This is a genomic window from Anaerococcus sp. C0059F3 (assembly GCF_056590475.1).
The window spans coordinates 19,107-32,444 of sequence record NZ_JBWPWE010000004.1 but is presented as its reverse complement, the minus strand read 5'-3'; the positions used below and the strand labels follow the sequence as shown (position 1 = coordinate 32,444).

At 34.1% G+C, this 13,338-nt stretch carries 13 protein-coding genes; 10 read left to right on the top strand and 3 right to left on the bottom strand.

What is annotated here, in order from left to right; all coding sequences use genetic code 11:
- The first annotated feature begins 20 nt into the window (after positions 1-20).
- The 10 genes from rho (at position 21) to AC1EJ5_RS03365 (ending at position 10,199) form a co-directional block, all read left to right on the top strand.
- A complete protein-coding gene (gene rho, locus AC1EJ5_RS03410; protein WP_479814550.1) occupies positions 21-1,328 on the top strand; it encodes a transcription termination factor Rho in 1,308 nt (435 codons plus the stop codon).
- Positions 1,329-1,394: 66 nt separating this feature from the next.
- Complete coding sequence (gene rpmE, locus AC1EJ5_RS03405; RefSeq protein WP_004828860.1) at positions 1,395-1,598, top strand: 50S ribosomal protein L31; 204 nt, start codon at positions 1,395-1,397, stop codon at positions 1,596-1,598.
- A 52-nt stretch (positions 1,599-1,650) separates the two neighbouring features.
- A complete protein-coding gene (gene prmC, locus AC1EJ5_RS03400; protein WP_479814720.1) occupies positions 1,651-2,445 on the top strand; it encodes a peptide chain release factor N(5)-glutamine methyltransferase in 795 nt (264 codons plus the stop codon).
- Positions 2,446-2,448: 3 nt separating this feature from the next.
- Complete coding sequence (gene prfA / locus AC1EJ5_RS03395) at positions 2,449-3,525, top strand: peptide chain release factor 1 (protein WP_311480296.1); 1,077 nt, start codon at positions 2,449-2,451, stop codon at positions 3,523-3,525.
- Positions 3,526-4,464 (top strand): cation diffusion facilitator family transporter, encoded by a 939-nt coding sequence (locus AC1EJ5_RS03390; protein ID WP_479814547.1) that lies wholly within the window; start codon positions 3,526-3,528, stop codon positions 4,462-4,464.
- Complete coding sequence (locus tag AC1EJ5_RS03385) at positions 4,465-5,499, top strand: L-threonylcarbamoyladenylate synthase (protein WP_479814545.1); 1,035 nt, start codon at positions 4,465-4,467, stop codon at positions 5,497-5,499.
- Between the two features lie 8 nt (positions 5,500-5,507).
- On the top strand, positions 5,508-6,137 hold the full coding sequence (gene upp, locus AC1EJ5_RS03380; protein WP_223420196.1) for a uracil phosphoribosyltransferase: 630 nt from the start codon (positions 5,508-5,510) through the stop codon (positions 6,135-6,137).
- A gap of 9 nt (positions 6,138-6,146) precedes the next feature.
- On the top strand, positions 6,147-7,424 hold the full coding sequence (gene murA / locus AC1EJ5_RS03375; protein ID WP_311480299.1) for a UDP-N-acetylglucosamine 1-carboxyvinyltransferase: 1,278 nt from the start codon (positions 6,147-6,149) through the stop codon (positions 7,422-7,424).
- Positions 7,424-9,580: an SF1B family DNA helicase RecD2 gene (recD2, locus tag AC1EJ5_RS03370; protein WP_479814543.1), complete on the top strand. Its 2,157-nt coding sequence runs from the start codon at positions 7,424-7,426 to the stop codon at positions 9,578-9,580. The genes murA and recD2 overlap by 1 nt, the downstream gene beginning before the upstream one ends.
- Complete coding sequence (locus AC1EJ5_RS03365; protein WP_479814541.1) at positions 9,552-10,199, top strand: ComF family protein; 648 nt, start codon at positions 9,552-9,554, stop codon at positions 10,197-10,199. Before recD2 ends, AC1EJ5_RS03365 begins: the two co-directional genes overlap by 29 nt.
- A gap of 37 nt (positions 10,200-10,236) precedes the next feature.
- Here AC1EJ5_RS03365 and scfB read toward each other — a convergent pair whose 3' ends face one another.
- The 3 genes from scfB to AC1EJ5_RS03350 form a co-directional block, all read right to left on the bottom strand.
- On the bottom strand, positions 10,237-11,619 hold the full coding sequence (gene scfB / locus AC1EJ5_RS03360; protein ID WP_479814539.1) for a thioether cross-link-forming SCIFF peptide maturase: 1,383 nt from the start codon (positions 11,617-11,619) through the stop codon (positions 10,237-10,239).
- 124 nt (positions 11,620-11,743) lie between these two features.
- The gene (gene scfA / locus AC1EJ5_RS03355) at positions 11,744-11,896 is read right to left on the bottom strand and encodes a six-cysteine ranthipeptide SCIFF (RefSeq protein ID WP_004828870.1); all 153 of its coding nucleotides are present in this window, start codon (positions 11,894-11,896) and stop codon (positions 11,744-11,746) included.
- A gap of 45 nt (positions 11,897-11,941) precedes the next feature.
- Positions 11,942-13,294 carry an aminotransferase class I/II-fold pyridoxal phosphate-dependent enzyme gene (locus AC1EJ5_RS03350; protein WP_479814537.1) on the bottom strand — a complete coding sequence of 451 codons (1,353 nt, stop codon included), beginning with the start codon at positions 13,292-13,294 and terminating at the stop codon, positions 11,942-11,944.
- Positions 13,295-13,338: the final 44 nt, after the last annotated feature.

Here is a 13,338-nt window from a genome sequence, read left to right as displayed (position 1 = left end):
GCCCTTTTTTGTATAAAAATATGGATAATTTAAAAGAAAAAAAATTAGTTGACCTTAGGGAAATTGCCAAAGATTTAGGCATTGAGTCAATTAGCAAATATAGAAAAGATGAATTAATTAAACTTATTGAAGAAGAAGAAAATAAGAAGGAAGAAGAAAGCAAAGAAGCTAGAGAAAATGACCTGGGCGCTAAGTTTGACTGTGACGGTATTTTAGAAATCCTACCTGATGGTTTTGGTTTTTTAAGAACCCAACTTTACGAATCTGGAGACGATGACATATACGTTCCACCAAAGCAAATAAAGATGTTTAGGCTAAAGACGGGGGACTATATTGAAGGAATTGCAAGAGAAAAACATGATAAGGATAAATTTTCTCCTCTTATTTTTGTTTCAACTGTAAATGGTATAAAGCCAGCCGATGCCTTCAACAGAGATTTATTTGAAGATTTGACCCCTATATATCCAAACGAAAGGATAAGTGTAGAAACTGATCCTAAAAATATTTCTGGAAGGATTATTGATGTAATTAGCCCTATTGGTCGTGGCCAAAGAGGACTTATTGTTTCTCAGCCAAAAGCAGGAAAGACTACTTTAATTAAGGACATAGAAAGGTCTTTAGAAAAAAATTACCATGACCTAAAAATAATTGTCCTTCTTATTGATGAAAGGCCAGAAGAAGTTACAGACTTTATAAGGTTTGTAAATGAATATAGGGATCCTGATAATGTTTTGATGCGTACAGAGGTTGCTGCATCTACTTTTGACATGCCTCCACAAAGTCATATTGATATAGCGGAAATGGTTCTTGAAAGGGCAAAAAGATTTGTCGAAGAGAAAAAAGATGTGGTTATTCTTCTAGATTCCCTAACAAGACTTGCTAGGGCTTATAACATAATGACTCCTCAATCAGGTAGGACACTTTCAGGTGGTCTTGATCCTCTAGCCTTAGTTGGTCCAAAGCAATTTTTTGGTGCTGCAAGAAATATTGAAAATGGCGGATCATTAACAATCCTTGCAACAGCCCTAGTTGACACAGGTTCAAGGATGGATGATATGATCTTTGAAGAATTTAAGGGAACAGGTAATATGGAAATCCACCTAGATAGACGACTTTCAAACAGGAGGATTTTCCCAGCTATCAATATCGAAAAATCATCCACCAGACGTGATGATCTTTTATTAACCAAAGAAGAACTCGAAGCGGTTTATAAATTAAGAAAATCAGATCTAAATACTACTGAATCAATAGTTGAACTTATAGATTGGATGAAGAGGACTAAATCAAATAAACAATTTGTAGAATTAATAAATTCATCAATTAAATAACTTGATTTTAATATTTTGCCTGGTATAATTTATATTGCTTATTGAAATGGAAAATAGAGGTGAATTATGAATAAAGAATTACATCCAGAATATCACCAAGCCAAAGTAACTTGTATGTCATGTGGCAACGAGTTTACTGTAGGTTCAACAGAAGAAGAAATCAAAGTAGAAGTTTGCAACAATTGTCACCCATTCTACTCTGGTAAACAAAGAACTGCTGAACGTGGTGGTAAGGTAGAAAGATTTAACAAAAAATACGGTAGAAAATAATAGTATGAAAGATAATAAGGTAAGGCAACTTACCTTATTTTTGTGTAAAATAATGAAAATATCAGACTTTTTAAAAATAGATTATGAGACAAGCCTAATTGCCCTTACTTATATTTTAGGAAAAAGCAAGTCTTATGTCCTAATGAATCAAAATTTAGAATTAAATAACAAGCAAATTGAGCGATTAAAGGATATAATAGATAAGAGAAAAGACTCTTATCCACTCCAGTACGCTATAGGCGAGTGGGAATTTTATAACCTTAGGCTTAAGGTTGACCAAAGAGCCTTGATTCCACGCTTTGAAACAGAAATAATTGTGGATTACCTAATAAAATCACCAATAAAAAGAGATAAAATTTTAGATATTGGAACAGGTACAGGTGCAATTGCTTTATCACTAGCAAAGAATATTGAAAATTCTTATGTAATTGGTTCAGATATTGAAGAAAAGGCTATAAGTCTTGCAAGGGAAAATAAAGAATTTACCGGAATAAAAAACGTTGAATTTATAAAATCAGACTTGTTTGAAAATATTGAAGGGAAATTTGATTTAATTATTTCAAATCCTCCTTATATCAATAAAAAAGATTATGATGCTCTTGATAAAGAACTTTATTTTGAGCCAAAGTCTGCACTTTATGGTGGAGAAGATGGTCTCGATTTTTATAGGGAAATTATAAAAAAAGCTAATGATTATTTAAATAATCAGGGACATCTTGTATTTGAAATAGGTTATGATCAAAAAGAAGTTTTAAATAAGCTTCTTATGGACCAAGGCTTTGTTAATATAGAAAATTTAAAAGATTTTAATGATTTTGATAGGTTTATTATTGCACAGAAAGGATAGAAGATGTTTGAAAATTTAGAGCATGTTAGAGAAAATTACAAACAATTAGAGGCGAAACTAGCTGATCCAGCAGTCTTATCTGATATGGATCAGTTTAGGAAGGTATCTAAAGAATATAATTCTTTAAAACCAGTTGTTGAAAAATACGAAGAAATAAAAAATGCTGAAGATACCATAGCTGAAAATCAGGAACTAATAAATGAAGCTGATGATCAGGAAATGGTTCAAATGCTAAAAGAAGAGATAGAAGAAAACAAGGATAAACTAGAAGTCTTAAAAGATGAGATGCAAATTCTTCTAATTCCAAAAGATCCTAATGATGAAAAAGACGTAATCGTTGAAATCAGACCAGGAGCTGGTGGAGATGAGGCAGGACTTTTTGCTGGCGACTTATACAGGATGTATAACATGTATGCTGATAAGGCTGGTTTTAAGACTGAAGAAATTGAAGTCAATACCCAGGGTGTTGGTGGAATTAAAGATGCTACCTTCGTTGTTAGAGGTGAGGGAGCTTATTCAAAATTAAAGTATGAATCAGGTGTTCACAGGGTACAAAGGGTACCAGAAACAGAATCTGGTGGTAGAATCCACACATCAACAGCAACTGTAGCCGTTCTTCCAGAAGTAGACGAAGTAGAATTACACATAGATCCAAATGACATCAGGGTAGATGTATATAGGTCAAGTGGTAATGGCGGTCAATCTGTAAACACAACTGACTCAGCAGTTAGACTTACCCATATCCCAACTGGTTTAGTAGTTGCTATCCAAGATGAAAAGAGTCAGATAAAAAATAAGGAAAAAGCTATGAGAGTTCTTAGGGCAAGGCTTTATGAACTTGAAGAACAAAAGAGAAATAAAGAAATAGCTGACAACAGAAAAAGCCAAGTTGGTACTGGTGATAGGTCTGAAAGAATAAGGACCTACAACTTCCCACAAGGAAGAATTACCGACCACAGAATTAACAAGACAATTTACCAACTAGATGATTTTCTAAATGGGGATATAGAAGATATGATCAATTCCCTAATTGCAGAAGATCAAACTAGAAAACTTGAAAAAGTAGGCGAGGACGAATAATTGTTTGATTTTTTAGCCAATAGATTCGTAAAAGAATATGAAAATATCGATGACCCTGAAGTTAGGCTTAATCTAATCAGCCTTTCTTCCATCATGGGTATTGGCATGAACATTATACTTTTCCTATCAAAAATATTTTTGGGAATCTATACCAAGTCTACTGCCATCTTAAATGATGCTTTTAACAACTTATCAGACTCGGTGGTTTCTATTATGTCGTTGTTAGGTTCTAGTTTTTCAAAAAAACCAGCTGACGAAGAACATCCTTTTGGGCATGGAAGGGTTGAATATGTAATGGCTCTTTTGGTTTCGATTGTAATTGTTTATGTAGGTATTAATTTATTTATTAATTCTGCGAAAAGCTTTAACGATCCGAACCCAAATGGCCTAAGCTTATTATCTTTCATAATACTTTTTGCTGGTATTTTGATTAAAGTCTATATTTACTATCTAAATTCAAGACTTTATAAGGATTTAGAATCAGATTTAAATCTTGGAGTAATGCTTGATGCAAGAAATGATATAATCTCAACTACAGCTATAATTCTTGGTGTGTTTATGCAAAGATATGTAAACTTCAACCTAGATGCGGCTATGGGTGTTGTTGTAGCATTTTTTGTAACCAAACCTGGTATAGACTTATTTAATGAAACTGTTGGCTATCTTTTAGGTGAAAGAATTGATGAAGAAATAGAAAAGAAAATTTCTGAGATTCTTTTAAGTGGGTCTTATATCATCGGTTTTCACCACTTAGACATCCACCAATACGGCAAGGGACATATTGCGGGATCTTGTCATGTGGAAGTGCCAGGAAACCTAACAGTAGCAGAACTTCACAAAGAAATAGATCGAATCGAAAAAAAGATTAGGAAAGAAACAGGGGTAATTCTTACCCTACACGCTGACCCAACCTACAATATCTTAGATAAAGAAGGTTAAATGAAAACTGAAATTTTAATAATTGACAGAGAAAATATAAATAAGGCTTATATAAAAAAAGCGGCAGACCTCATAAAAGAAGGAGCCCTAGTCGCTTTTCCAACAGAAACAGTTTATGGTCTTGGTGCTGATGGTTTAAATAATGAAGCCAGCAAGAAAATTTTTAAGGCCAAGGGTAGACCTGCTGATAATCCACTTATCTTACATATTTCCCATATATCTATGTTAGATAATTTAGTAGAGGAAATAAGCGAAAGCCATAGGAAATTATTTGATCTTTGGCCAGGGCCAATGACTTTGATTTTTAAAAAATCTAGATTAATTCCTGAGGCAGTGACAGCTGGTGGTGATACAGTGGCAATAAGATTTCCATCTGATGAGATTGCAAGAGCTTTGATAAGTGAAGCTAATACACCAATAGCAGCTCCTTCTGCTAATATATCAGGAAGGCCTTCTCCAACCAAGGCAGATGATGTCTACCAGGATATGGACGGGATTATACCTCTAATTATTGATGGAGGAGAATCAAATATTGGAATTGAATCAACTGTAATTGACTTATCTGGAGAAAAGCCAACCATTTTAAGACCAGGTTATTATACTTATGAATTTCTAAAAGAAATACTTCCTGATATGAGGCTTGATGATAGTCTAGTAGATTCTACAAAGATACCAAAATCACCTGGACAAAAGTACAAACATTATGCACCAAAGGCAAATCTTAGGGTATTTATAGGAGAAAATGTACCGGATTATTTATTAGACCTTGCAGAAGAATATAAGTCTCAAGGAAAAAAAGTTGGAATCTTAGCTTTTGATGAAGATAAAGATAAATTTGCTTCCTACCCATATATTTCTCTAGGTTCAAGGATTGATTTATCAACTATGAGCCATGTCTTATTTTCATCTCTAAGGGAGATGGATAGACTAAAAGTTGACATAATTCTTGCAGAAGGTGTAAGGGAAAATCATTTGGGTAAGAGTATAATGAATAGGATGAAAAAAGCAGCAGCAAACGATGTAAATTATATATAGGAGAAGATATGAAAAACGTAACAGTATTAGACCACCCAGTTATAAAACATAAAATTTCTATACTTAGAGATAAAAATACGGGTTCAAATGAATTTAGGTCCTTGGTAACAGAAATTGCCATGATTCTTGCCTATGAGGCAACAAAAGATCTTGAACTTGAGGAATATGAATTAGAAACTCCAGTTGCAAAGACTACTGGATACAGACTTACAGGCAAGAAAATCGGTATAGTTCCAATTCTTAGAGCAGGTCTTGGCATGGTTGATGGTGTACTAGAAGTTTTGCCAGCAGCAAAAATTGGTCATATTGGTATGTACAGGAATGAAGAAACCCTTCAACCAGTTGAATACTACTGTAAACTCCCTAGCGATGTTGAAAACAGGGATATCTTAGTTGTTGACCCTATGCTTGCTACAGGTGGTTCTGCTTGTGATGCTATAGATAGACTAAAAGAATATGGTTGCAAATCTATAAAATTATTATCAATTATAGCAGCACCAGAAGCTTTTAAACTCCTTGAAGAAAAGCACCCAGATGTTAAAATTTATATTTCTCAATTAGATGAAAAACTAAACGAAAACGGTTATATTGTTCCAGGCCTAGGAGATGCCGGAGATAGATTATTTGGAACTAAGTAAGGAATGAAAATGGCGAAAAAAGAGATTTTAATTATTAATTCTAATGGACCTCTTAAAGGTGAGGTTAATATATCAGGTGCGAAAAATTCTGCACTTCCTATACTAGCCGCATGTGTTTTAGGCACTGAAGAGATCATATTAGATGGGGTTCCTGAGCTTAAGGACGTTGAAATAATGGTTGAGGTACTTAAGCACCTTGGAAGCAAGGTTGAATATCTTGATCAAAATACCTTGAAAATTAATTCGGCAGGTATCAATACTAGTGAAACTCCATATGAACTTATGGATAAGATGAGAGCATCATTTGTCGTAATGGGTCCGCTTTTATCAAGGTTTCACGCAGCTCACACCAAGGCACCAGGCGGATGTAATATAGGAAGTCGTCCTATAGACCTCCACCTAAAGGGATTTGAAGCTCTTGGTGCAGTTAACACTGTTAATAACGACGAAATAGCCATAGTAGCTAAGGATGGGTTAATTGGTACAGAGATTTACCTTGACTTTCCATCAGTAGGAGCTACACAAAACATAATTATGGCTGCTTGCCTTGCCCAAGGTAAAACAACCTTAGAAAATGCTGCAAAAGAACCAGAAATAGTTGACCTTGCATCTTTCCTATCTAAGATGGGTGCAAATATTAAGGGTGCAGGTACATCTACAATAGTTATTGAAGGTGTTGAGAAACTAACCGGTACCCGTCATACCATAATCCCAGACAGGATTGAAGCTGCAACTTACATGACAGCTGCAGCTATGACAAGGGGAGAGGTTTTAATAAATAATGTAATAGGTTCTCACATCAGACCTGTTATTGCAAAACTCGTTGAAATGGGTGTTGATGTAGAAGAAATCGAAGATGAGGATAAGATTATAGTTAAGGCTCCTCATAGATTAAAATCAACTAATATCCAAACCCTTCCATATCCAGGTTTTCCAACAGATGCTCAGGCTCAATTTATGGCCCTTATGACAGTTTGTGAGGGAGAAAGCAGGATTCAAGAGACTGTTTTTGAAAATAGGTTTATGCACGTTGAAGAACTTATGAAAATGGGTGCCGTAATTGCAACATCTGGCAACAGGGCAACAATTGCAGGCGTTGAGAAACTCCACGGGGCAGATGTAAAAGCAACTGACCTTAGAGCGGGTGCTGCTCTTGTTATGGCAGGACTTGTTGCAAAAGGTACAACAAGAGTTTTTGATATTTATCACATAGACAGGGGATATTCAAATCTTGTTGAGAAGCTAACTAAACTTGGCGCTGACATAAAGAGAGTAGAAGTAGAATAATGAAATTAGAAGGCATAGTATCAAACATTAGGTATAGGAACGATGAGAGTGGCTATAGCGTTATGACGCTTGAAACCTCTGATTCTGACATAACTATTGTTGGCACTATGCCCTTTTTTAATGAAGGCGATAGGCTAGAAGTAGAAGGCGATTTTACCTACCACGATAAGTACGGTGAGCAGATAAATGTCAGAAATGTAAGGCTTAAAAAACCTTCTGATAGGGAATCTATAGTAAAGTATTTGGCGAGCGGAAATATTAGAGGAGTTGGCAAAAAAACTGCCCAAGCAATTTACGATGTATTTGGCACAGATTCTCTAGATATTTTATACAAGGATCCAGATAAACTTTTGAAGGTTGAAGGTATCGGGAAGAAGAAACTTGAAGATATAAAGATATCTGCCGAAGAAACTAGGGATTCAAGACGTAGTTTAGAATTTCTCCAAGGACTTAGGATATCCTATAATCTTGCTATGAAAATTTACAATAAGTATGGAGAAAATACTATAGATATTGTAAAATCAAATCCTTATAAACTTATTGAAGATATTAAAGGAATTGGTTTTTCTATGGCGGATGCCTTGGCAAGAAATATGCAAATGGAATCCAACTCTGCCTTTAGGATTTCAGCTGGACTAAGATATGTAATTGATTTTGAAGCAGATTTTAATGGCCACACTAGCCTTGAAATCTCATATCTCATCAATGAGGCGGCCAAGCTTTTGAAGGCTGATAAGGATTTAATAAGAGAACAAATCCAAGACGATCTCTTATCGGGAAAACTTGAACTTGTTGAAATAGAAGAAAAATCCTATGTCTACTCCAAGGGTCTTTATAAGGCTGAAAAATCAGTTGCCATGGCTCTTGCTAAAAAAATCAAGGAACCCTATATTTTTGATATAGAAATAGATGAAGATCTTGGTGGATATTCTGAAGAGCAAAAACAAGCCATTGAAGCTGCCTTTGAAAACATGGTCTTAGTAATAACTGGTGGTCCAGGTACGGGAAAAACCACAATAATAAATGCCATTACAAGTATTCTCGATAAAAACGAGCTTTCCTACGCACTTGCAGCACCTACTGGTAGGGCTACTAAGCGTATGCAAGAGGCAACAGATAGCGAAGCAAACACCATCCATAGGTTAGTTGGAATAAGACCAGATATGCCAATTGCTGAATATAACGAGGAAAATCCAATCGAGAAAGATTACATAATCGTTGATGAGATGAGTATGGTTGATATTTACTTGATGAAAAGCCTTCTTGATGCGGTTGGTGAATCCACAGCATTAATTTTGGTTGGTGATAGTGACCAGTTGCCATCAGTAGGTCCGGGAAATGTTTTATCTGATGTTTTAAATTCTTCTGCCAAATCAATTAGGCTTAAGAAAATCTTTAGGCAGGCAGGCCAATCAAATATAATTGTAAACGCCCACAGGATAAATGAGGGTAAATACCCAGTTTTAAACCAACCAGATAAAGACTTTTTCTTTATAAATGCAAATGGAGATAATTTTAATCATGTCTTATTAGATTTAATCAAAGACAGGTTACCAAATTTTTATAGTTTTGATCCAGTAAGGGATATTGAAGTCCTAGCCCTATCAAGAAAAACAAATTGGGGAGTGGATGCTATTAATAAATCTATTCAAGATGCTATTAATAAAGAAAAAATAATTTTAAAAGTAAATGATAGGACCTTTAAGCTCCACGATAAGGTCATGCAGGTGAGAAATAATTACGATTTAAAGGCTATAAACGAAGCTTCTAACGACGATGGAGTCTATAATGGGGATATTGGTATCATTACAGAAATAGACACCAATGATGAGAGTCTTAAGGTCGAATTTGACGACGGAAAAATCGTAAAATACAAAAAAGAAGATATTAAAGATTTGGACCTATCTTATGCTATCACAGTCCACAAATCTCAAGGCTCCGAATTTAAGTGTGTAATAATTCCAATGATGCAGGTTGCTCCTATGCTTTTGACTAGAAATCTTCTATATACTGGGGTAACTCGTGCAAAAAAACTTGTGATATTACTTGGAGATAAGCGATTTATAAAAAGAATGGTTGATAATAATAGGTCAAATGACAGAAATACCAATCTTTCCTATTGGATAAATGAAATGGAGTCTATTCTTGCTGATTGATTATTTATTTTTAGATGAAAATACCTGTACTTTTTGTCAGAGCGAATACATTTACAAGTACGGTCTTTGTAGGGATTGTTATGATAGGCTTGATTATGTTGATAATAAATTTCTTATAGGTGATTATGAGTGCTACTCTATATATTTTTATGACGAATTTTTTAAAAAGCTAATAGGTCTCTATAAGTTTGAGAGAAGGACAGAATTTTCTAGGATTTTCGCAAAGATTATCTATGACTATGGGATTAAGAAAAATCTTTTCGATGTCGATTATATTTTGCCTTCACCATCATCAAAAGGAACTTTGATCAATAGAGGCTTTGACCATATCAGAATGATTACCGATGATTTTATTGATAAAATAAAACCAAGATATCTTGATAATTTTAAAAAGATAAAAGATACAAAGGCCCAGCACGATTTGGGCAAGGAAGATAGGAGTAAAAACTTAATCGGTGCTTTCAAATTAGATAAGGATTTGACTGGAAAATCAGTTTTGATAATTGACGACCTTGTCACAACTGGAAACACCTCACTTGAAATGATAAAAGTTTTGGAAGAAGCAAATGTAAAAGAAGTAAAAATCTTAGCCCTTGCTTCTGAAAGAAGGGTATTATAAAAGCCAAGCTAAGCGATTGCTTAAACTTGGCTTATTTTTATGCTTCTACCTTTTCGGCTTCTTTCATAAATTCATAAATTTTAATGGCTAGGGCCATTTCAATTCTTTTTCTAAATAGTTTGCAAGAATAATCGTGGGTGTGGTTTAAATCACCTGTCGCATTGTAATTATTTGCAGCACAGCCACCAGAACAATACATATTTGCCCAGCACTCTCTGCATTCTGATTTTGAATAGCAGTTGCAGGTCTTAAACTCGTTTACAAGGCTAGTATTTTTTACGCCTTCAAAAATATTTCCTATCTTAAAATCATCATTGCCTACAAATTGGTGGCAAGGGAAGAGGTCTCCAGTTGGTGTTACAGCCATGTATTCTGTTCCTGAACCACAGCCTGAAAGTCTCTTGTGGATGCAAGGGCCGTTTTTAAGGTCAATCATATAGTGATAAAAAATGAATTCCTCGTTATTATCAATTGCTTCCATCATCATATCAGCTAATTTTTCGTATTGGTCAAAAAGTATTGGAAGGTGTTCATCTTTTAGGGCATATTCATTATCAGGGCTGCCTACAACCGGCTCTAGGGAAGTACGTTTGAAACCTAAATCTAGATAGGTTTTAATATCTTCTGTAAAGTCGAGATTGTTGGCTGTATAGGTCCCTCTCATGTAGTATTCCTTATCACCGCGTTTTTCAACAAGTCTTTGGAATTTTGGCACAATTAGGTCAAAGGAACCAGTACCAGCGAGGGTCTTTCTAAAGTGGTCGTGTTTTTCTTGCCTACCATCAAGGGATAAGACAACATTTTTCATATTCTCGTTCAGATAATCAATAGTATTATCATTTAGAAGTAGACCGTTGGTTGTGAGGGTGAAGTTAAAGTGCTTGTTATATTCTTCTTCTTTACTCCTTGCGTAGTCAACAGTATATTTTACCACATCTAGATTCATCAAAGGCTCACCACCAAAGAAATCTATGTCTAGGTTGTAATGACTGCCAGAATTTTCTAAGAGAAAATCAATTGCTCTTTTTGCAACTTCCTTAGTCATTATAGCGTCTGGTCCATGATATTTGCCGCCCTTTGCAAAGCAATAATCACAGGTAAAATTGCAAGTGTGGGCCACATTTAGGCAAAGAGCCTTGATGTTAGTTGGCCTTTTTGTAACATCAATTGCAAGGTCCTTAAAATTATCTTCTGTGAATAATTGACCTGTAGAGATAAGTTCTTCAACCTCATCGAAGGCTGCATTTAGTTCATCATCTTTGAGCTTGTACTTTTCTTTAATTTCTTCTTTTAATATATTTTCGTCTGTATTTTTGTATTTTTCAATAATATCATAGGTGACATCATCAACTAGGTGGACAGATCCACTATATATATCTAAAACAATATTAAAACCCTTAGCTTTATATTGGTGTATCATAAATTCTCCTTTATTTTTAAAATCCCTACTATTATACTAATATGCAAGGATTATAAAAGCTTTAAACAGAAAAAAACTTACCTACATTTATGTAAGTAAGTTATTAAATAGTGTAAGTTTTTTCCTATTTATTTTCCTTTTTGCTAACACATTCTTGGTTGGCAACTCCGCAAGATGTTTTACAAGCAGATTGGCAAGATGTTTGACATTCACCGCAACCGCCGTCTTTTTGGCTCTTGTGAAGATTTCTTGTGTTAAGTGTAAGTATTCTTTTCATATTAAAATCTCCTTATCGATAAGAATTTCTTATTCAATTATAATATTAACAGTTTTCTTCTCTTTTGTCAATCAGGACAGATATCGAATTTTCCTCAATATTTAGATTAATGTTATTTGCTAATAAATTATTTATATTTTCTAAGACATTTTTATCAATTAATTCTCCTGGCGCAATAATTGGTATTCCTGGTGGATATGCGTAAGTAAAGCCAGCAGCAATTTTTCCCTCAGCATCTTTTATATTTATTAATAAAGATTCTTTTTCCATGGCCTCATAGATTTCGTAAATTTTTTTAGGTCTAATATAGGAAAAATTATTTGACGCATTTATTTGACCTAAAGTTTTATCAATTTTAATTAGAGATTTTTTGAGAAGTTCAAAAGCTAGGTCGCTATCGTAAAGACTTGCTATCAAAAGGACGTAGGAAGGGTAGGCCATTTCTACTTCGATTTTTTCTTTTTTCAGCAAGTCTCCAAGTTCTTTCCCGTTTATATTTGTATCCTTAGTTGAAATTAAAATCTTTGACCTGTCTTTATTTTTAGAATCAATTAATTTTAAATTTTTCAAATTCAACTTATAAAGATTATCGAGATTTTTTGATAACTTCTCATTTAAATTTTTCATCTTTCCAAGGTTTTCTAAAATATAATCAATAGATTGTAAGATCAGATAAGATGGGGAAGATGTTTGGAAAATAGACATAGCAAATCTTAAATCTTTTATTATTTTTTCATCGTTAACAAGAACAGCCGCTCCTGGTGTGAGGGCAGGAAGATTTTTATGAAAAGAAGTTATGGCTATATCAAAAGTGTTTTTATATTCGCCTGTCAAAAACAAATGAGACCCGTGAGCCATATCTAAAACTAGTTTGGTATTATTATCCTTACACAAATCATAAATTTTTTCTATATCAAGGATAAAGCCCTCGTATGAAGGTGAAGTGATTACAAGAGCAGCGTAGTTTTTAGCTTTTAATTGATTTTCTAAGTCCTTATAAGAAATATCAACTATTGCACCGATGTCATTAGTTTTAATATCTAGATAATCGACTTTTAATTTATTAATCAAGCAAGCGTTATAAACGGCCTTGTGGGATGATCTTTGGATTAAGATATTTTTTTTATTTTTTGTGAGGGCTCTTATGCTAGCTAAAATACCTGATGTAGATCCATTTGTAGAAATAATTGCCTCTTTTACCTTATAAATTTCTGCAATTTTTTTCTCCATTTCTACAAAAATTTCTTTAGGATCATTTAGGTTATCAAGCCCATCTATTTCTGTAAAATCCCTTCCATATCCTATATTTGGATTTAAAATTTTTGACCTTTTGTGACCAGGCATATGGAAAGGATAGATATTTTCATTTAAGTAATCATCAATAAGTTTATTTAACATATGTCCTCCACTAATATTATAGCTTAACTTAAAAATTTTGTAAG

Coding starts and splice junctions, on each gene's coding strand:
- scfA (WP_004828870.1), bottom strand. CDS start 11,896: ATGAAAAGAATACTTACACTTAACACAAGAAATCTTCACAAGAGCCAA.
- rpmE (WP_004828860.1), top strand. CDS start 1,395: ATGAATAAAGAATTACATCCAGAATATCACCAAGCCAAAGTAACTTGT.
- AC1EJ5_RS03365 (WP_479814541.1), top strand. CDS start 9,552: ATGAAATGGAGTCTATTCTTGCTGATTGATTATTTATTTTTAGATGAA.
- prfA (WP_311480296.1), top strand. CDS start 2,449: ATGTTTGAAAATTTAGAGCATGTTAGAGAAAATTACAAACAATTAGAG.
- rho (WP_479814550.1), top strand. CDS start 21: ATGGATAATTTAAAAGAAAAAAAATTAGTTGACCTTAGGGAAATTGCC.
- prmC (WP_479814720.1), top strand. CDS start 1,651: ATGAAAATATCAGACTTTTTAAAAATAGATTATGAGACAAGCCTAATT.
- AC1EJ5_RS03350 (WP_479814537.1), bottom strand. CDS start 13,294: ATGTTAAATAAACTTATTGATGATTACTTAAATGAAAATATCTATCCT.
- recD2 (WP_479814543.1), top strand. CDS start 7,424: ATGAAATTAGAAGGCATAGTATCAAACATTAGGTATAGGAACGATGAG.
- upp (WP_223420196.1), top strand. CDS start 5,508: ATGAAAAACGTAACAGTATTAGACCACCCAGTTATAAAACATAAAATT.
- scfB (WP_479814539.1), bottom strand. CDS start 11,619: ATGATACACCAATATAAAGCTAAGGGTTTTAATATTGTTTTAGATATA.
- murA (WP_311480299.1), top strand. CDS start 6,147: ATGGCGAAAAAAGAGATTTTAATTATTAATTCTAATGGACCTCTTAAA.
- AC1EJ5_RS03385 (WP_479814545.1), top strand. CDS start 4,465: ATGAAAACTGAAATTTTAATAATTGACAGAGAAAATATAAATAAGGCT.